The organism is Ralstonia sp. 25C (assembly GCF_051904805.1).
Taxonomy (GTDB): domain Bacteria; phylum Pseudomonadota; class Gammaproteobacteria; order Burkholderiales; family Burkholderiaceae; genus Ralstonia.
This window is the reverse complement of sequence record NZ_CP196737.1, coordinates 2,028,986-2,045,699: the sequence shown is the minus strand read 5'-3', so window position 1 is coordinate 2,045,699 and position 16,714 is coordinate 2,028,986. Positions and strand designations below refer to the sequence as shown.

Annotated in this window: 17 protein-coding genes; 9 read left to right on the top strand and 8 right to left on the bottom strand. The window is 65.6% G+C overall.

All coding sequences use genetic code 11. From position 1 onward, the window contains the following. Window positions 1–34: 34 nt before the first annotated feature. From ACS7SF_RS09525 to ACS7SF_RS09515, 3 genes are all read right to left on the bottom strand, one after another. Complete coding sequence (locus ACS7SF_RS09525) at window positions 35–463, bottom strand: SRPBCC family protein (RefSeq protein WP_439889561.1); 429 nt, start codon at window positions 461–463, stop codon at window positions 35–37. Window positions 464–668: 205 nt separating this feature from the next. Further along, window positions 669–1,106 (bottom strand): carboxymuconolactone decarboxylase family protein, encoded by a 438-nt coding sequence (locus tag ACS7SF_RS09520; RefSeq protein ID WP_439889560.1) that lies wholly within the window; start codon window positions 1,104–1,106, stop codon window positions 669–671. A gap of 85 nt (window positions 1,107–1,191) precedes the next feature. Beyond that, complete coding sequence (locus ACS7SF_RS09515; RefSeq protein ID WP_439889559.1) at window positions 1,192–2,649, bottom strand: PLP-dependent aminotransferase family protein; 1,458 nt, start codon at window positions 2,647–2,649, stop codon at window positions 1,192–1,194. A 233-nt stretch (window positions 2,650–2,882) separates the two neighbouring features. On the opposite strand from ACS7SF_RS09515, the gene dinD reads away from it, so the two are divergent. The 4 genes from dinD (at window position 2,883) to ACS7SF_RS09495 (ending at window position 6,811) form a co-directional block, all read left to right on the top strand. Continuing rightward, on the top strand, window positions 2,883–3,752 hold the full coding sequence (gene dinD, locus ACS7SF_RS09510) for a DNA damage-inducible protein D (protein WP_439889558.1): 870 nt from the start codon (window positions 2,883–2,885) through the stop codon (window positions 3,750–3,752). Window positions 3,753–3,898: 146 nt separating this feature from the next. Then, window positions 3,899–4,306, top strand: a complete 408-nt coding sequence (locus tag ACS7SF_RS09505) for a DUF2795 domain-containing protein (protein WP_439889557.1) — start codon at window positions 3,899–3,901, stop codon at window positions 4,304–4,306. 29 nt (window positions 4,307–4,335) lie between these two features. Then, on the top strand, window positions 4,336–4,878 hold the full coding sequence (locus ACS7SF_RS09500) for a DUF4142 domain-containing protein (protein ID WP_439889556.1): 543 nt from the start codon (window positions 4,336–4,338) through the stop codon (window positions 4,876–4,878). A gap of 259 nt (window positions 4,879–5,137) precedes the next feature. Then, window positions 5,138–6,811, top strand: a complete 1,674-nt coding sequence (locus ACS7SF_RS09495; protein ID WP_439889555.1) for an S-layer protein — start codon at window positions 5,138–5,140, stop codon at window positions 6,809–6,811. Between the two features lie 27 nt (window positions 6,812–6,838). Here the strand turns inward: ACS7SF_RS09495 and ACS7SF_RS09490 are convergent, their stop codons facing one another. Both ACS7SF_RS09490 and ACS7SF_RS09485 read right to left on the bottom strand, forming a co-directional pair. After that, window positions 6,839–8,296 (bottom strand): sensor histidine kinase, encoded by a 1,458-nt coding sequence (locus ACS7SF_RS09490; protein WP_439889554.1) that lies wholly within the window; start codon window positions 8,294–8,296, stop codon window positions 6,839–6,841. Beyond that, window positions 8,274–8,954, bottom strand: coding sequence for a response regulator (locus ACS7SF_RS09485; protein ID WP_439889553.1), 681 nt, complete (start codon window positions 8,952–8,954; stop codon window positions 8,274–8,276). The genes ACS7SF_RS09490 and ACS7SF_RS09485 overlap by 23 nt, the downstream gene beginning before the upstream one ends. Before the next feature lie 157 nt (window positions 8,955–9,111). Here ACS7SF_RS09485 and ACS7SF_RS09480 point away from each other — a divergent pair, with 157 nt between their 5' ends. Then, on the top strand, window positions 9,112–10,173 hold the full coding sequence (locus ACS7SF_RS09480) for an ABC transporter substrate-binding protein (RefSeq protein ID WP_439889552.1): 1,062 nt from the start codon (window positions 9,112–9,114) through the stop codon (window positions 10,171–10,173). Window positions 10,174–10,182: 9 nt separating this feature from the next. Here ACS7SF_RS09480 and ACS7SF_RS09475 read toward each other — a convergent pair whose 3' ends face one another. Further along, complete coding sequence (locus ACS7SF_RS09475) at window positions 10,183–11,310, bottom strand: porin (RefSeq protein ID WP_439889551.1); 1,128 nt, start codon at window positions 11,308–11,310, stop codon at window positions 10,183–10,185. A gap of 293 nt (window positions 11,311–11,603) precedes the next feature. On the opposite strand from ACS7SF_RS09475, the gene ACS7SF_RS09470 reads away from it, so the two are divergent. Together ACS7SF_RS09470 and ACS7SF_RS09465 are read left to right on the top strand one after the other, a co-directional pair. Beyond that, window positions 11,604–12,038 (top strand): PaaI family thioesterase, encoded by a 435-nt coding sequence (locus ACS7SF_RS09470; RefSeq protein WP_439889550.1) that lies wholly within the window; start codon window positions 11,604–11,606, stop codon window positions 12,036–12,038. A gap of 26 nt (window positions 12,039–12,064) precedes the next feature. Next, on the top strand, window positions 12,065–12,655 hold the full coding sequence (locus ACS7SF_RS09465) for a hydrolase (RefSeq protein ID WP_439889549.1): 591 nt from the start codon (window positions 12,065–12,067) through the stop codon (window positions 12,653–12,655). Window positions 12,656–12,666: 11 nt separating this feature from the next. Here ACS7SF_RS09465 and ACS7SF_RS09460 read toward each other — a convergent pair whose 3' ends face one another. After that, the gene (locus ACS7SF_RS09460; RefSeq protein ID WP_439889548.1) at window positions 12,667–13,512 is read right to left on the bottom strand and encodes a helix-turn-helix transcriptional regulator; all 846 of its coding nucleotides are present in this window, start codon (window positions 13,510–13,512) and stop codon (window positions 12,667–12,669) included. A gap of 124 nt (window positions 13,513–13,636) precedes the next feature. Between ACS7SF_RS09460 and ACS7SF_RS09455 the strand changes: the two genes are divergently transcribed. Continuing rightward, window positions 13,637–15,115, top strand: coding sequence for an MFS transporter (locus tag ACS7SF_RS09455; RefSeq protein ID WP_439889547.1), 1,479 nt, complete (start codon window positions 13,637–13,639; stop codon window positions 15,113–15,115). A 134-nt stretch (window positions 15,116–15,249) separates the two neighbouring features. Then, on the top strand, window positions 15,250–16,044 hold the full coding sequence (locus ACS7SF_RS09450; RefSeq protein ID WP_439889546.1) for an aquaporin: 795 nt from the start codon (window positions 15,250–15,252) through the stop codon (window positions 16,042–16,044). Window positions 16,045–16,057: 13 nt separating this feature from the next. Here ACS7SF_RS09450 and ACS7SF_RS09445 read toward each other — a convergent pair whose 3' ends face one another. Continuing rightward, window positions 16,058–16,705 carry a response regulator gene (locus ACS7SF_RS09445; protein WP_439889545.1) on the bottom strand — a complete coding sequence of 216 codons (648 nt, stop codon included), beginning with the start codon at window positions 16,703–16,705 and terminating at the stop codon, window positions 16,058–16,060. Window positions 16,706–16,714 lie beyond the last annotated feature (9 nt).

Sequence of the window (16,714 nt, the reverse complement as noted above, 5' to 3'; positions counted from 1 at the left end):
CTGGGTCTAAGCGCGGTCTAACGCGCACGCACGCCTATTCCGCTTCAAGCACCGTCTTGAGTTTCACCAGGTCACGCTGCACCCACTCGGCATCGGCGTCGAACTGCGCGTCGTCCATGTTGGGCTGCTGAAACAGCGTGAGCGAGACAGTGGTGCCCGCGCCGTTGCGCACCACGCGCAGCGGCACGTAGACCACACTGCCATCGGGCAAACGCACCCAGTGGTCGGCAATGCCAAAGGTGTTGGGCGGGCTGAAGCGGATAAACACGGCGCCTTCATCGCTGCCCGGCGCACTGGCAATCCATTCGTCAGGCGCCGCGCCCGAGCCCTGTGTGCCGGATGCGAGCCCATCCGGCAGACCCGTCGCCCAGATCGGAAAGTTCAGGGGCTCGGCCAGGAAGGCGGCCACGTCATCAAAGTGACGTTCCACATTGATGCTGAGGGTGCGGACGTTGTGCAGCATGAGGCCTCCGTGTGCGGCGCGCGCCAATGCTGCGGAGTATAGGTGCCACTCAGAACCTGTTCACGATCCTACTGCGCGCCCCGGGGTGGGCCACATGCGGGAGCTCATGCGCTGCTCGGAATCCTCATGGACTTGAGTCCATTCCGGTTCCTGCGCTGCTCTTCACCCCGCTGAGGGCCGCTCGCTACGGATCGTGAACAGGTTCTCAACTCGGCAGCTTGCGGAAGCTGATCGCCAACCGATTCCACGTGTTGATGGTGCACACCAGCAGGGTCAGGTCAACCAGCTCTGCATCAGAGAACTGCGCGCGCACGGCCTGCCATACGTCATCCGGCACGCGGGTTTCGCTGACCAGCGTGACGGCTTCCGTCCACGCCAGCGCGGCGCGTTCGCGGTCGGTAAAGAACGGCGTTTCGTGCCAGACGGAGACGGTGGCCAGGCGCCGGCTGTCTTCGCCGGCCTTGCGCGCGTCGGCGGTGTGCAGGTCGATGCAGTAAGCGCAGCCGTTGATTTGCGACGCGCGCAGGCGCACGAGTTCGGTCAGCGGTTTTTCGAGCGTGCTTTTGCTCAGCGCCTTTTCGAGGCCGAGGACGGCCTGCATGGCAGCGGGGTTGCTCTTGTTGTAATCGAGGCGGGGTTCCACGGGCGGCTCCAACGTTTTTGGGGTAGCAGATGTCCCCAGCGTAGGCCCTTAGGTGGCCCCGGAACAGCGCCAATCCTCGCAACTTTCAGGTAGCCACATTACCGAGCGCTTCGGCCAGCCGCGTGAGGCCGGCGTCGATCTCTGCCGCATTCACGTGACCATAGCCGAGCAGCAGGCCGGGCTGCGGCGGCTGCGCCACATACATGCGACCCGTGCCGTAGAGGCCCACGCCAACGCGCTGCGCCGCCTGCACGACCGTCGCCTCCGACAGCGGCGCACGCAACTGCGCTGCCATGTGGATACCCGCCGCAGACGGCAGCGGCGCCATCCATGCGCCAAGCGGCCCACGCAGATGCCGCAGCAGTGCATTGCGGCGCGCGGCGTATTCCTTGTGCATGCGACGCAGATACTTGGCGAAATCGCCATCGAGCATGAACTTCGCCAGGGCCGCCTGCATAAGCGATTCGCTATGCCAATCGGCCACCTGCTTGGCGCGCCGCAACGGCACCAGCAACGAGACCGGCGGCACCACGTAGCCGATGCGCAGCTCAGGGAAGATCGTCTTGGAGAACGTGCCCACGTAGGCGACATAGCCCGCGGTATCCAGGCTCTTGAGCGATTCCATCGGCCGGCCGTCGAAGCGGAATTCGCTGTCGTAATCGTCTTCGACGATCAGCGCATCGTGGCGCCGCGCCCAGTCGAGCAATTGCGCGCGGCGCGCGAGGCTCATCGGCATGCCGAGCGGAAACTGGTGCGACGGCGTCACGTAGACCAGCTTGGCGTGCGGCGGCAGCGCATCGACGATGAGCCCCTCGGCATCCACCGGCACCGGCACCACGTTGGCACCGAGCGCCTGCAGCGCGATGCGCGCGGGCGGATACCCGGGGTCTTCGACGGCCACCGTCTCGCCCGGGCGCACGACCACGCGTGCGAGCAGGTCGATAGCTTGCTGCGCCCCCTGCGTGACAACGATATCGGCCCATGCACACACCACCGCACGGCTGAACGCCAGATAACGCGCGATGGCCAGCCGCAACGACTGATCGCCCGCCGGGTCGTGATAGCCGCCGCGCCCGCGTGCCTGCTGCCGCAACGCATGGGCCACGCAGCGGCGCCACGTATCAAACGGGAACAGGCGCTTCTCCGTCACGCCGCCGACGAAGTCGTAGTCCACGCCCGCGCGCGGCATCGGCAACACGTCGGGCAGGTCATTCCACGGCGTGGGGAATGCGTGCGCAGGTGGTGTGGGCGCAGCGAGTTTTTCTGCGCGCGAGACTGCGGGCGTCCGCCCACACAGCCCTTCAGCAGCCTGCGCCACGAAGGTGCCCGAGCCAGCGCGCGACTGCAGATAGCCCTCGGCGATCAGGCGTTCAAACACATCAAGCGTGGTCTTGCGCGACACGCCGATCTGCAAGGCCAGATCGCGCGTGGAAGGCAGCCGCTCTCCCGACACGAGGCGGCCCTCCAAGATGGCGGTGCGGAGCTGTCGGTAAAGCTGGCCGGCAAGATCGTGCCGACCGTGGATCGTCAGGTGGACATCCATCGTGGGCGCAGTGGGCGGTGGGGCTGCGCCATTCTACGGAAGCCGTGGAGGCAGGCTGTCACTCCTGCATGCTCCGCCGCACCACAACCATCGCAACGCCATTCACAACGTTTGACAGCGTCTGTACCTGACGGCCCCTAGATTGTTTGCTCCGCAAACTTTTGGTGCCCAGGTTCGACGTCGCCGACCTCCCATCGGCGGTCTCCCAGGTACCACCAACACTTGGGAGCAACATGGCCAGCACACCCGTCCACCACTCGCATCATCAAACGTTCGAAGGAATCAAGCTGTTGAATGACGACGGTTCGGAATTCTGGTTAGCGCGCGACTTAGCGCCGCTGCTGGACTACCCACATTGGCACAACTTCGTGCGGCTGATCGAAAAGGCCAAAATCGCCTGCGAGCGCTCGGGTCAGCAGGTGGCGGACCATTTTAACGAGACCGTTAAAATGGTCAACCTTGGCTTTGGCGCGCAACGCGCGGTATCGGACTACCAGCTCACTCGATACGCCTGCTACCTCATCGTCCAGAACGGCGACCCATCCAAACCCGTCATCGCCAATGGGCAAACGTACTTTGCTATCCAGACCCGCCGTCAGGAACTCGCAGACGATGGGCCCCTCCGCAGCGTTTCCGAAGACGCTCGCCGCCTCATGCTCCGGGGCGAACTGGCCGAGCACAACAAGGCATTGACCAGCGCTGCCAAAAAGGCCGGCGTGGAATCGGGTCTGGACTACGCCATCTTTCAGGACCACGGCTACAAAGGCCTTTACGGTGGCCTGGGCGCCAAGGACATCCACACAACCAAGGGCTTGAAGAAGAGCCAGAAAATTCTGGACCACATGGGCAGCACCGAGCTGGCTGCCAACCTGTTCCGCACAACACAAACGGAAGACAAGCTGCGGCGAGACAACGTGCGCGGCAAGCGCCAGGCGAATGAGACGCATCGCGAGGTCGGCGCCAAAGTCCGCCAGACCATTGCCGAGATCGGCGGCACCATGCCCGAAAAGCTGCCCACACCGGCTAAGAGCATCAAGCAGATCGCGAAGGAACAACAAGCGCTGAGGAGTGAAATCGAGCCTTCAGAACCACAAGACGGTTGATGTCGGGTAGCTGAAACCACACTTGCCCGTGGCTCAACCCACCATCGCTTTGGTTCACCAACCCGCAGGCATGTTCACTGCTGCAAAAGCGTTGTCGGCCGCGCCACTTCCTGGCGCGGCCTCTTCAACCGGCCTGCGGAGGTGTCATGAAATCGACTCGCGACAAGCGCGCCAGCAGTGCGCACAAACACGCCCCATCCCAATCGACGTCGCATAGCCACGCCACCGGTGGCGGCAAGCACGACAGTCCATCCAAGACGAAGCAACACAGCGGACGCGCCGAGCACGGCGGGCACGGCTCGACCGAACGCTCAGGTGCCAAGTCGCATGAGCGCGGCACGCACAGCGGCGGGCAGGAGCATGCGACGCATTCGCCTATCGGCATCCAGAAAGCCTTGAAGGGCGCGTCGTATCCGGCCAAGAAGCAAGATCTGCTCGATACCGCGCAGGCCAACGGTGCCGACGACAGCACCCTGCAGACCCTGGGCGATTTGCCCGACGACGAGTACGACACGCCGGCCGCGGTGTCCAAGGCCATCGGCAAGGAAATGTGATGACCGCCAAGCACTGGAGGACGATTCCCATGCAACACCAACGATCCAACCATCGTTTCAGCATGCGCCGCGTTGCCGCGCTCTGCCTAGCTGGCGGACTGGGCTTTTTTGGCGCACTCAATGCTGCCACCGCCGCTGCCGACAAAGCCGATACCACCTACGTCACCAAGGCCGCCGCCGCGGGCATGATGGAAGTCCAGGCCAGCCAGGTGGCCATCACGCGTGCGAGCAACCCCGACGTGCGCGCCTTCGCACAGCGCATGGTGAAGGACCACACGGCCGTCGGCGACGAACTAAAAACGCTGGCCGGCCAGAAGGGCATCACCGTGCCCGACAGCCTGCCCGCCGACGAGCGAGCCAAGGTCGACAAACTCAATGCGCTGGAAGGCGCGAAGTTCGACAAGACCTACGCCGATGAGGTGGGCGTCAAGGCGCACAAGGAGGCCGTTTCGCTGTTTGACCAAGCTTCGAAGAACGCCAAGGACCCCGACATCAAGGCGTTTTTCGCACACAACCTGCCGGCGCTGCGCGAGCATCTGCAGATGGCGCAGCAGCTCAAGCCGGCCAAGTAACTCAGCACCTTCCATGATTGGGCCCCGCAATGGGGCCAAGGGGGGGCCGTTTCATTGCGCGCGGTCGGGCAATCCGAACGGTTCGGCGCGCGCGCCATCGTTTCGCCTCTTGTTTCGCCTTTCCTGTCGCGGATTCACTAGATCGTCATCGTCGGCCGCCAAGATGCGGGCGCGCAAACGTTGACTTACGCAAGAACCGTCCACACGCATGGGCGGTCGGCGAGCGTTTGCTCGACCCACCATCTGATAGGAAACCACCATGCTTTCAACCAAGAAGACGCTGCTCGCGATGGCAGTGCCGGCATGCTTGACCCTCGGCCTGTACGCCTGCGGCGGCGGCAGCGACGCGCCCACCACCACGACGAGCACCGACACCGCGCCTGCGCCCACCACACCGAATACGCCAAACCCGCCCGCCAAGCCGCAAGGCGTGTGGACCACCGGCGACCTCCACGTGCACACGGCAGAATCCGCCGATGCCGTCACGCCGCTGGCGACGGTGCTCGACCACGCCTTCAACCTCAACAGCCTGGACTGGATGGCGGTGTCGAACCACCTGCGTCCCTCGCCGCGCGATGCGACCGGTGCCACGCTCACGGGCGGCTCGATTGCGGCATCGGCCGGCATCATGCAGTACGAAATGCCGGCCATTGCGCAAGCCCAAGCCGCAGGCAAATACGCAGGCAAGCTGATCTTCTCGGCCGCCGAGTGGGACATGCCCACGCACGACCACCTGAACGTCGGCATCTTCGATGGCACCGACACGCTGCAAACCTCGGGCAAGGGTCTGAACAAGTTCGAGTACTTCTTCACGCAGCAGTCCGCCTCGCTGTTCGACCCGAACGACGTAACCGCGTGGCAGCAGGAAGGCCCGCGCGCCGGCACCACGCATGCGGATGTGGTCAACGCGTTCAAGTGGCTCAGGACGAACTACCCGAACACCAGCTACGGGCTGATCAACCACCCGTCGCGCAACCCGGGCAAGTACACGGTGGCGGATTTCCGCGAGTTCAACGACACCGCGCCCGACATCATGTTCGGCATCGAAGGCATGGTCGGCAACCAGATGGAGCCCGACCGCGGCGGCTACACCAGCGCCTACATCGACGCCAACCTGAAGAACCGCACCTACGGCGGCGTCGATTACGTGGTCGCGCAGGTAGGCGGCGTGTGGGATGCGCTGCTTGGCGAAGGCCGCCGCATCTGGAACTTTGCCGATTCCGACCACCATTTCGAAGTCGACGCCACGCAGCAGTTCAGCAGCGGCTACTACCCCGGCGAATACGCGAAGACCTACCTCTGGCTGCCGGGCACCCCGGGTGCCACCTCCAACCTGAAAACGCTGCTGGGCGCCATGCGCTCCGGCAAATCGTTCGGCGTGTTTGGCGACCTGATCAACGCGCTGGACTTCCACGCCGACACCGCCGCCGCCACGGCCGACATGGGCGGCACGCTCACCGCAAAGGCGGGCGACAAGGTGACGATCACCATCCGCTTCAAGAGCCCCGATCACAACAACTACGAGTTCCCGCTGGGCAGCGGCTTGAAGGCCAACATGCGCCCGGTGGTCGATCACGTGGATCTGATCGCCGGGGATGTCACCGCCAAAGCGGCGCCCGGCACGCCGGAATACGCGAAGGCCACCAACGACTCCACCAAGGTCGTCGCCACCTTCACGAAGACCGACTGGAAGGTCGATGCGGATGGCTACAACAGCATCACGTTCACCACCACGGCCACCAAGAACCAGTACTTCCGACTGCGCGGCACCAACCTCGGCATGAACGTGTCGGGCGAGACCAGCAACGGCAACCCGCTGCCCGATCAGAAAACGGTGGTGACGGAAAACGTGGCGCGCTTCAACGCCATCAATGACCGCAACTACAACGACCTGTGGTTCTACTCGAACCCGGTGTTCGTGTCGGTGCAGTAACGCAACAGCGGAAGTACCGGCGGGGACTCATGCGGCGGCCGGCGCGTCCGTCCGACGCAGCCACACCGTCACGGCGAGGCCCTCGCCGCCGGGCCCCGGCGCCAGCGCAATCTGCCCGCCCATGCGATCGACGATCTGCCGCACGATCGCCAGACCCAGGCCGCTGCCCTGCGTGTGGGCCGCGAGGCGCGTGAACCGCTCAAACACGCGCGCATAGGCCTCCGGCGGAATGCCAGGGCCATTGTCAGTCACCGTCAGCATGGTCCAGCCGTCATCCGCCGACACGTGCACCGTCACGCGGCCGCCTTCGTGCGTGTAGCGCACCGCGTTGTCGACGAGGTTGAACAGCAAGGCCGCCACCAGCGTGCGGTTGCCGGAGGTCCACACGGGGTGGTCGGCCGGCTCCATGCCGAGGTCGATGGCGCGACCGTCGGCCAGCAGGGCGAGGTCTTCCAGCACGGTGCGGGCCACATGGGTGAGGTCCACCGCCTCGCTCGTGGCAGGCGACGCTTCCGCCTGCGAGAGCAACAACAGATCGTTGATCAGGTCCGCCAGATTGCGTGTGCTGGTGCGCGCAGCCGTGAGCACTTCATGCAACGCGGCATCCGCATTGGTTTGCGCGGCCACCTGCATCTGCGTGTTGAGGATCGCCAGCGGCGTGCGCATCTGGTGCGCGGCATCGGCAATGAAGCGCTTCTGCGTGAGCGCGTTGTCGGCAATGCGCTGCAGGTACTGGTTGAACGCACCGGCAATCGGTTGCAGCTCGCGCTGCAGGCCCGTCGGGTCCAGCGGCGCGAGGTCCGTCGGTTCGCGCGCCGACACATTGCCGGCCAGCCGCAAGATCGGCCGCAACTCCAGCGTCAGGCCGATGAGGATCATCGCCAGCGCCAACCCCACCAGCGAGAGCTGCCGCACGGTGGCGGGCCACCACAGCTGGCGGATCATCGCGTCGCGGCCGTTCATGGTTTGCGCGACGCGCGTGACGACGCGCTCAGTACGGCCGGCGTCGTACATGGTGCGTACCACGGCGGCCACGTGCACGGGCTGGCCTTCCATGGTGTCGGTATAGGTACCGGCGTCGGGCTGGCCGGCGGCATCAAACGCGGGGCGTGTGCCGAAATCCAGACGCCCAGCCAGCAGGCGGCCATGCTCGGTGCTCACTTGGTACGCCACCTGATCGCGCACGGGTGTCTCTGGCGCAGCAAACACGGCCAGCGCGGCAGGCGGGACCGATACACGCAGGCGGCCTTCGTCCCACTCCACTTGGCCGTTGATCATCTGCGCAGCGGTATCCAGCGCGTGAAAGTGCACGAGATCGGCGTTGTGACGCGCCGCAGCCAGGTCGAGCCAGCCATCCGCCGCCACATAGACGACCAACGGCAGCGCCAGCCACAGCACCAGCCGCGCACGCAGGCTGCGTGCACGCACGGGCGCGACCGCCTGTACGGCCTGCGCCGGCTGGTCAGGATTGGGTGGCTGAGGCATCGCGCAGCAAGTAACCGAGGCCGCGCAGCGTGACGATGGTGGCGGACGAATGCTCCAACTTCTTGCGCAGGCGGTGGATGTAGATTTCGATCGCCTCAGGGCTGGCTTCATCGTCCAGCCCGAACACGCCGTTGACCAACGCCGGCTTGGACACCGTCCGCCCCAGCTTCTGCATGAGGATTTCCAGCACGGCGTGCTCGCGCGCCGGCAATACCAACGGTTGGCCGGCCAACGTGAAGGTACGGCCGCCAGTGTGATACGTCAGGTCCCCGCACTGCAGCTCAACGGACTGATCAGGCGTGCTGCGCCGCATCAACACTTGGATGCGCGCAATCAACTCACGGATCTCGAACGGCTTGACGAGATAGTCGTCGGCGCCCGCACCCAGGCAGGCGACCTTGTCGTCGATCCCGCCACTGGCCGTGAGAATCAGCACCGGCACCGGATTGCGTCGGGCGCGCAAACGTTGCAATACGCCTTGCCCCGACAGCGTGGGCAATTGCAGGTCCAGCAGCACTACGTCGTAGTGTTGCGTGAGCAACAACGTATCTGCGGATTCCCCATCGGTGGCATGATCCACCGTGAAGTGCGCGCGGCGCAGTGCTTCCGACAGCCAGTGCGCAAGGGGGGCGTTGTCTTCGATCAGGAGCAGCTTCATACGAGGGCCACGCCGGGCGGGCCAGTCACCCAATGAAAGCGATTTGTGGGTTGCCGCTTCCTAGAATGGGGGCGGCTGCCTACGCGCGCCGGATGCATCACTGCGTGCATTCGGACGACGCGATACCGATATCTACAAAAGAGCCGGAGACAACTCAATGGGTGTTTTTACCTGCAGGAGCGCGCGCGCACGCGGCCTCCGGGGCTGGATCACAGCGTTGCCGAGGTGGGTTACCGCGGCCTGCCTTGCAGTGGCAACCTCGCACGCCCTCGCACAAGACCCGACGCACCTGACCCTCATGGTGAGCGGCACGGCCAAGATGATCTACCTGCCGGCCACGCTGGCACAGCGCCTGGGGTATTTCCGCGATGAGGGGTTGGACGTGGAACTGCTCTCGCAACCCGCCGGCGTGGATGCCGAAAGCGAACTGCTCACCGGTTTCGCGCAGGGGGTGGTCGGCTTTTATGACCACACGATCGACCTGCAGGCCAAGGGCAAAGAAGTGCGCGCCATCGTTGTATTCAGCCAGGTGCCCGGCGAGGCGGAGGTGGTTTCCACGCGCGTGGCCGCCACGGTGCAGAGCCTACCGGATCTGCGCGGGCGCACGCTGGGCGTGACAGGGCTGGGATCGTCCACCAGCTTTCTCACGCGTTACCTGATGGCGCAGCAGGGTCTGTCGGCGGCGGATTACACCATGCTGCCGGTCGGCGCGGAACAGAGCTTTGTCAGCGCACTGCGCAACGGCCGCATCGATGCCGGCATGACCACCGACCCGACGGCATCGCGCCTGGTACGCAATGGCGAAGCCCGCATCCTGCTCGATCTGCGCACGCTGGAGAGCACGCGCGCCGCGCTCGGCGGCCCGTACCCGGCGGCGTGCCTGTACCTGCAGACCGAGTGGCTCGAAGCCCATCCGGATGTGGCCGCCAAGCTGGCCCGCGCCTTCGTGCGGACCTTGCGCTACCTGCACACGCACTCGGCAGACGCGATCGCCGCACACATGCCGGCTGAATTCCGGCGCGATCATCCCGAGCTATACGTCAAAACGCTTGCCGCCGCGTTGCCCACCTTCAGCACCGACGGACGCATGCCGGACGACGGCCCACCCACCGTCCTGCGCGTCCTCGCCGCCAGCAATGCCAACGCGCGCGACAAGCACATTGATCTCTCGCGCACCTATACCAACAAGTTTGTCGATCAGGCGCGCGAGCGTCGCTAAGCGCCCAGATCAGAAGCGCGTACGCATGCCGAGACCAAACTCCGTCTGGCTGTTGTGGCCGCTGGTGCTGCCCACGATGTACTGGTCCTTCAGCTTCATGTAGTCGGCCGCCACGTAGAACTCGGTGCGCTTGGACACGTGGTAGAACACCGAGCCATACAGCGTGTTCTTGCGGCCGCTTCCGGATGCCGTGGCGTTCGCCACGTTGGAGTAGGCGTTGAGCGTGCTGCCGTCGGCCCCAAAGGCTGCGTTGCCGGCCTTCATGATCTGATAGCCGATTTCGTAGTCGAAGGCGCCTTGCGGAGCGATCTTCAGCGACACGGTGTAGGCGTCATCCTTCCGGTTGCCCAGCGCGGCCGGTTGCTCGCCGGTGTAGTGGAAGTAGCCGGCGTTCACGCGGAACATGCCGAAGATCACGTTGCCGCCCACCGAGTACGAGCGGTCCATGAAACCGTTGACCTTGGCTTGTTGCGCGAAGCCTGCGAGGTGGAAGTTGTCGCCGTTGTAGCCCAGCGCCAGCGATTCGGTGGTGCCTTGCGTGAACTGGCCCGGCACTTCGCCAAACTGATAGGCCAAGCCGGTGAAGAAGCGGCCATCCCACAGTTTCTTCCACACCACGCCGTTGTTCAGGCGCGTGCCCGTGGCGCTGCCTGCGTAGAAGATCAGTTGCTTGAAGTTGTTGACGTTGGTGTAGCCGCCTTCGTCCAGCGTCACCTTCTCGCTGGTGTACGGGTCACCGTAGATGCCCGACACATCGCGCGCAATCGCGTTCTGGCGGCCGAAGGTCAGCTTACCGAGCGACTCGCTCGACAGACCCACCCACGCATCGCGGTTGAACAGCACCCCCGGGGTGTCCATGTTGCCGGTGGGCGTCTCAAACTCCGATTCCAGCTTGAAGATGGCCGACGTGCCGCCGCCCAGGTCTTCCTTGCCGGTCAGGCCCCAGCGGCTGCCCGAGAACCAGGGCACCTGGAAGCCGGTCAGGCGCGAGCCCGCGGCATTGGCGTTGCTGACGGTGCTGATGGTGGTGTCGATCAGGCCGTAGAGCGTCACGTTCGACGACTGGGCGTGGGCGCCGGTGGCCAGGGTGGCCGCGGCAGCTGCAGTTGCCGCGAGGGCAAACTTGATGCGGGACATTGAAGTCTCCTTCCTTGTGGGTAATGGTGTCCGGTCATGGCGCCGGCTTGGAAAACGCGCAAGCGTGGTTGGTCAAGCCACTCGATGCAATCGCTGAGCGAGCGTAGAAGGGGGCACCTTTCTGGAGCCTTTCGCGTCGGCGTACGCGCAACGAGGGTTGACCCGCATTGGCGGCGTGATTGAGGGCGTTGTCGGGGGCGTTGTTGCGCGGCCCGCTGCAACGCATTGCAGTCGTAGAAACCCTGCGCGCGGTAGAGTGTGGCGTCGTCCAACCCCACACCATCCGCCCCACCATGCACCCATCCCAAATGACCGGTCTGCAATTGCTGCAGGCCATGTCGCGCGGTGAGCTGCCACGCGCGTCCATCAGCGAAACCATCCCGATGACGATGGAAGCCATCGACGCGGGCGCCGTGCGCTTTATCGCCACGGCAGACAAGCGCCACCTCAACCCGCTGGGCGGCGTGCATGGCGGCTTTGCGGCCACGGTGCTCGATTCGGTGACGGGCTGCGCGGTGCATTCCACGCTCGAAGCCGGCGCCGGCTACGGCACGGTCGATCTGAACGTGAAGATGGTGAAGCCGGTGCCGGTGGATACGCCGCTGGTGGCCGAAGGCCGCGTGCTGCACGTCTCGCGCACGATCGGCGTATCGGAAGGCACGCTCAAGACGCAGGACGGCACCTTGCTGGCCCATGCCACAGCAACGTGTGTCATCCGCCGTCCGTAAGCTCGTCGCGTTGATAGGAGTCTTTGATGTCTGAACCGCTGCAAACCCTGTCCGCCAAAACCACTGCCTTGGTACTGATTGACCTGCAACGCGGCATCCTGCCGTTTGCGCAGGGGCCGTATTCGGCGGAGCAGGTCTTGGGCACATCGGCCAAGCTGGCGAAACGTTTTCGTGCGCTGGGCGCACCCGTGGTGCTGGTGCGCGTGGGCTGGGCACCGGACTACGCCGACGCACCGCGCCAGCCGGTCGATCGCCCCACGCCGATCCAACCGGGCGGCCTGCCGCCGCAATGGTGGGAGCAGCCCGCAGAACTGGAAGTCGCCCCTACCGATATCCAGATCACCAAGCGCCAGTGGGGCGCGTTCTACGGCACGGAACTGGACTTGCAACTGCGCCGACGCGGCATCACCACCATCGTGCTAGGCGGTATCTCGACGCACGTGGGGGTGGAATCGACCGCGCGCGCCGCGTGGGAACACGGCTACGCGCTGGTGCTGGCCGAGGATGCGATGAGCTCGAACGATGCAGCGCTGCACCGCTCATCGGTAGAAAACGTCTTCCCGCGTCTGGGCCGCGTGCGCGACACGGAGACCATCCTCGCCGCGCTGACGGCCTAAGCCCTGACCGCTTACGTGCCGTCTTCCATCGGCACGTACATCACCAGGCGCAGCCGCGGGTCTTCCATCACCGGCAGGCCGATGTAGTCGTAGCGGACGACCTTGCCGCCGGGCGTGCGGATCAGCTTGTGCTCGGCGCGGGCAGCGCGTACCTCGTGCTGACGCCACCAGGTGTCGAACTCGCGGCTCTCGGTGCGCAGCCGGTCGACCAGCGCAACGAGGACGCGGTCGTCCGCATGCGGGTCATATACCGCGCGGAACTTCGCCAGCATGCGGCGCGCCTCGCTCTCCCATTCGACAAAGCGCTCGCGCGCATTGGCATACAGGAACATGTAGACCAGCGCGTTGCGGTCTTCCGGCGGCATCGTGCCGAAATCCATGAAGAGCTGCGAAGCGGCATCGTTCCAGCACAGCAGGTCGGTGCGGTAGCTGCGCACGTGCGCGGGCAGGGCCATGCCGGCGACGGCGCGGCGCAACACGTCGGGCACCGCGTCCGCGGCGGACTGCCCCGGCGCCGCCGGGAATACCGCTTCCGCCCGTGCCAGACCCCGCATGTGCGCACGTTCATCCGATGACAGCTTCAATGCCCGGCCAATTGCCTCGATGGTCGCCACCGATGGCCGCACATCGCGCCCCTGCTCAATGCGCACATACCAGTCGATGCTGATGTTGGCGAGCTGCGCGACTTCCTCCCGGCGCAGGCCGGCCGTGCGGCGTCGCCCGCTGCCTTCGGGCAGGCCGACATCCTGGGGGCGCAACTGGCCGCGGCGGCTGCGCAGGAACTCGCCAAGCTCGTTGCGGGGCGCGGCGGCGGAGTCAGCAGGAAAAGGGGCCAGGTCTGCAGTGAAATCGTCCATGGGTGCATTACACACAACGGCGCGCAAGGGTGGGAGGGACAACGCAATCCTAGGTTAATCCTAGCTCTGCATCGAATCGGCTTGGGTGCCTACGCTGCGCTCATCCCTCTTTCCGGAGCCGATCGTGACCCACGTTTCTTCGACCTCAACGACATCCGAACCGCGCCGCTGGCTCGCCTTTGGTGTGATGGTGACAGCGCAATTCATGTTCATCGTCGATGCGTTCATCGCAAATGTGGCGATCCCGAGCATCCGCACCAGCCTGCACGCAACGCCCGCGCAACTGGAGGCCGTGCTGGCGGTGTACCAGCTCGGCTATGCCATTTTGCTGATCACCGGCGGCCGGCTGGGCGATCTGTTCGGGCGGCGGCGCGTGTTCCTGCTCGGCCTGGTGGCCTTTACCGCCACCTCGGCCGGCTGCGGGCTGGCGGGCAGCGCGGCGGCCCTCATCGCATGGCGATTTGCGCAAGGGCTGTCCGCCGCGATGCTGGTGCCGCAGGTGCTAGCGAGCGTGCAGGCGCTCTTTGCCGGCGCCGAGCGCGACCGCGCGCTGTCGATCTTCGGCTTGGTGATGGGCACCGGCGGCGCGGCCGGACTGCTGGTGGGCGGCGCGCTCACCAGCGCAGACATTGCAGGACTGGGCTGGCGCTCGGCCTTCCTGATCAACGTGCCGGTGGGGCTGACAGCAGCGCTGCTCGGCTGGCGCTGGATTCCACGCCCGACGCCCAACGCTGCGAACGTCCATCTCGACACCGCCGGCGTGGCGTGGATGGCCATCAGCGTGGCGGCCGTACTGGTGCCGCTGCTGTTCGGCCGCGAGCTGCATTGGCCGGTGTGGAGTCTCGCGCTGCTGACCGTGGGCCTGCTTGGCATGGCGACGTTCCAGCAGCTTGAAGCGCGCGTCGACCGCGCAGGCGGTACGCCGTTGCTGCCGCCCGCCTTGCTGCAGCATCGCGCCTTCATGACGGGCCTGACCGCGTCGGCGCTGCATTACATCGGGATGATGGCGTTCTTCCTCGTGCTGACGCTGTATCTGCAGAACGGGCGGCATCTCTCGGCGCTGCACATGGGGGTGGTGATCCTGCCGCTGGCGGTTGCGTTCCTTGTCACCTCACGCCTGGCCAATGCGCTGGTGCGGCGGTTTGGCGTACGTGCGCTGCTGGGTGGCCTCGGCCTGATGGCGCTCGGGCTGCTGGTGCTGCTGTCGGGCTTCGGCACACCTTTCGGCACCAACTGGGCGCACCCCGCCACCCCGGACATGACGCGCATCCGCATTGCCGTCACGCTGTACGGCGCGGGGCAAGGGCTGGTCGTCGTTCCGTTGATTGGCCTGGTGCTAACCGGCGTGGCACGCACGCAGGCCGGCGCGGCGGCAGGGCTGCTGATCACGGCGCAGCAATTGGCGGGCGCGCTGGGCGTGGCGAGCATCGGCGGGTTGTACTTCATGTTTGCCGGGGACGGCAGCGCCGCTGGCATGGCACACGGCACGATGGCCGGATGCCTGGCCATGCTGGCCGCGCTGGGTGCCGCAGCCGTAGGCTTCGCACGGCTGGGCGCGCAGCAACGCCACATGGCGGCAACCGGCGCCGTGAGTGCCGCCTAAACGCCCGTCCCGTCATTCGATACCGCGGCGTGCGACACAAGCGCGCCGCGGTGCATTGATCGGCCAGCACAGAGATCCCACACTCGCCCGCGTGATGCGCTTGGCATCGATCCCTCTCTGCTCTCTGCTTGCGCATGGCCACTGTCTCCCCGCTTCGCCCCTCCGTGTCACTGACCGCCGATGCATCCTCCACCGTGCCGCTCGCACGCCGCCTCGTCGCGGAAGGGCTGGGTACGGCGTTGCTGATTGCGGTGGTAATCGGCACGGGTGTCCACGCCAGCCGTCTCTCCGGCGGCGATGCCACGTGGACACTACTGGCGCAATCGCTTGCGGGTGGCGCGGGGTTGTTTGCGCTGCTGACGATGTTCGGGCCGATATCGGGTGCGCATCTGAACCCGGCGGTCACGCTGTCGGCAGTGCTGCGAGGCAGCCTGCGCAGGCGCGAAGCGTTGGCCTATCTGGTGGCCCAATCCGTGGGGACCGCGCTGGGTGTGGCCGCCGCCCATGCCATGTACGGCATGCCGGTGTGGGCGGCAGGTACACATGTCGCTACGGGGCCCGCGCTATGGTTGAGCGAGGCGCTGGCCACGTTCGGGCTGATTGGCGTGGGGATGACGTGTGGGCGGCATGCGCCCCGGCAACTGCCACTGGCCGTGGCCGCCTATATGGCGGCGGGGTATTGGTTCACCGCTTCGTCGTCGCAGGCCAATCCGGCGTTGGCGCTGGCCTGTGCATTGACCGACGGCCCCTCGGGCATTCGCCCCGCCGATGTGCCGGGCTACGTGCTCGCACAATTGGTGGGCACCCTGCTGGCAACGCCGCTGTTTCATTGGCTGATGGGCTCGGAAGCGTCGCAACCGTCGAACACCTCGCATGCTGCTGCGACCGAGCCCACACTGCGCATGCCCCTGAGCCGCCGCGCCGGCTAACGCAGGTGCCCGATCAGCGGAGAAAGGTCAGCCCGCTGGTACGTGCGTAGTGGAACAGTTCCGTCTCGCGAACGAGGCCGAGCTTGCGCAGTGCCGTCGTCTTCTGCGTGCTGACGGTCTTGATGCTGGAGCCGAGCCGCTGCGCGATGTCCGACACCGCCATGCCACTCGCGTAGAGGCGGACCACCTCACGCTCGCGCGCGCTCAAGGCCTGGACGGCCTCACGCTCGTTGATATGAAAACCGGCCTCTTCAAGAATGCGCGGGCTGAAGTACTGCACCCCGCGCGAGACCGCTGAGACGGCGTGACCGACATGGGCCAGGTCGTCGCTCTTGCTCACGATGCCCAACACGCCGATCTGCCGCATGGTGCGCAGCAGCGCCGGATTGTTGACCATGGTGCAGACCACGATCGGGCGTTTCGGATACCGCTTACGCAAGCGCACCAGCAATTGCATGCAGTCGTAGGCGGGCTCGCCGTTCAGGTTGTAGTCCGTCACGATGACATCGCAGTCGACATGCTTGAGCACCTGCATCAATTCGCGGCCATCCTGCGCCTGCGCGACGATGCGCTGCTGCGGAAACTGCGCAATGGCGGACGTCAATCCCATCAGGATCACCGGATGGTCGTCAGCCACCACGATCGACAAGACAGCTGGCATGCCGCGCGC

Coding starts and splice junctions, on each gene's coding strand:
- ACS7SF_RS09525 (WP_439889561.1), bottom strand. CDS start 463: ATGCTGCACAACGTCCGCACCCTCAGCATCAATGTGGAACGTCACTTT.
- ACS7SF_RS09515 (WP_439889559.1), bottom strand. CDS start 2,649: ATGGATGTCCACCTGACGATCCACGGTCGGCACGATCTTGCCGGCCAG.
- dinD (WP_439889558.1), top strand. CDS start 2,883: ATGGCCAGCACACCCGTCCACCACTCGCATCATCAAACGTTCGAAGGA.
- ACS7SF_RS09505 (WP_439889557.1), top strand. CDS start 3,899: ATGAAATCGACTCGCGACAAGCGCGCCAGCAGTGCGCACAAACACGCC.
- ACS7SF_RS09500 (WP_439889556.1), top strand. CDS start 4,336: ATGCAACACCAACGATCCAACCATCGTTTCAGCATGCGCCGCGTTGCC.
- ACS7SF_RS09495 (WP_439889555.1), top strand. CDS start 5,138: ATGCTTTCAACCAAGAAGACGCTGCTCGCGATGGCAGTGCCGGCATGC.
- ACS7SF_RS09490 (WP_439889554.1), bottom strand. CDS start 8,296: ATGCCTCAGCCACCCAATCCTGACCAGCCGGCGCAGGCCGTACAGGCG.
- ACS7SF_RS09485 (WP_439889553.1), bottom strand. CDS start 8,954: ATGAAGCTGCTCCTGATCGAAGACAACGCCCCCCTTGCGCACTGGCTG.
- ACS7SF_RS09480 (WP_439889552.1), top strand. CDS start 9,112: ATGGGTGTTTTTACCTGCAGGAGCGCGCGCGCACGCGGCCTCCGGGGC.
- ACS7SF_RS09475 (WP_439889551.1), bottom strand. CDS start 11,310: ATGTCCCGCATCAAGTTTGCCCTCGCGGCAACTGCAGCTGCCGCGGCC.
- ACS7SF_RS09470 (WP_439889550.1), top strand. CDS start 11,604: ATGCACCCATCCCAAATGACCGGTCTGCAATTGCTGCAGGCCATGTCG.
- ACS7SF_RS09465 (WP_439889549.1), top strand. CDS start 12,065: ATGTCTGAACCGCTGCAAACCCTGTCCGCCAAAACCACTGCCTTGGTA.
- ACS7SF_RS09460 (WP_439889548.1), bottom strand. CDS start 13,512: ATGGACGATTTCACTGCAGACCTGGCCCCTTTTCCTGCTGACTCCGCC.
- ACS7SF_RS09450 (WP_439889546.1), top strand. CDS start 15,250: ATGGCCACTGTCTCCCCGCTTCGCCCCTCCGTGTCACTGACCGCCGAT.
- ACS7SF_RS09445 (WP_439889545.1), bottom strand. CDS start 16,705: ATGCCAGCTGTCTTGTCGATCGTGGTGGCTGACGACCATCCGGTGATC.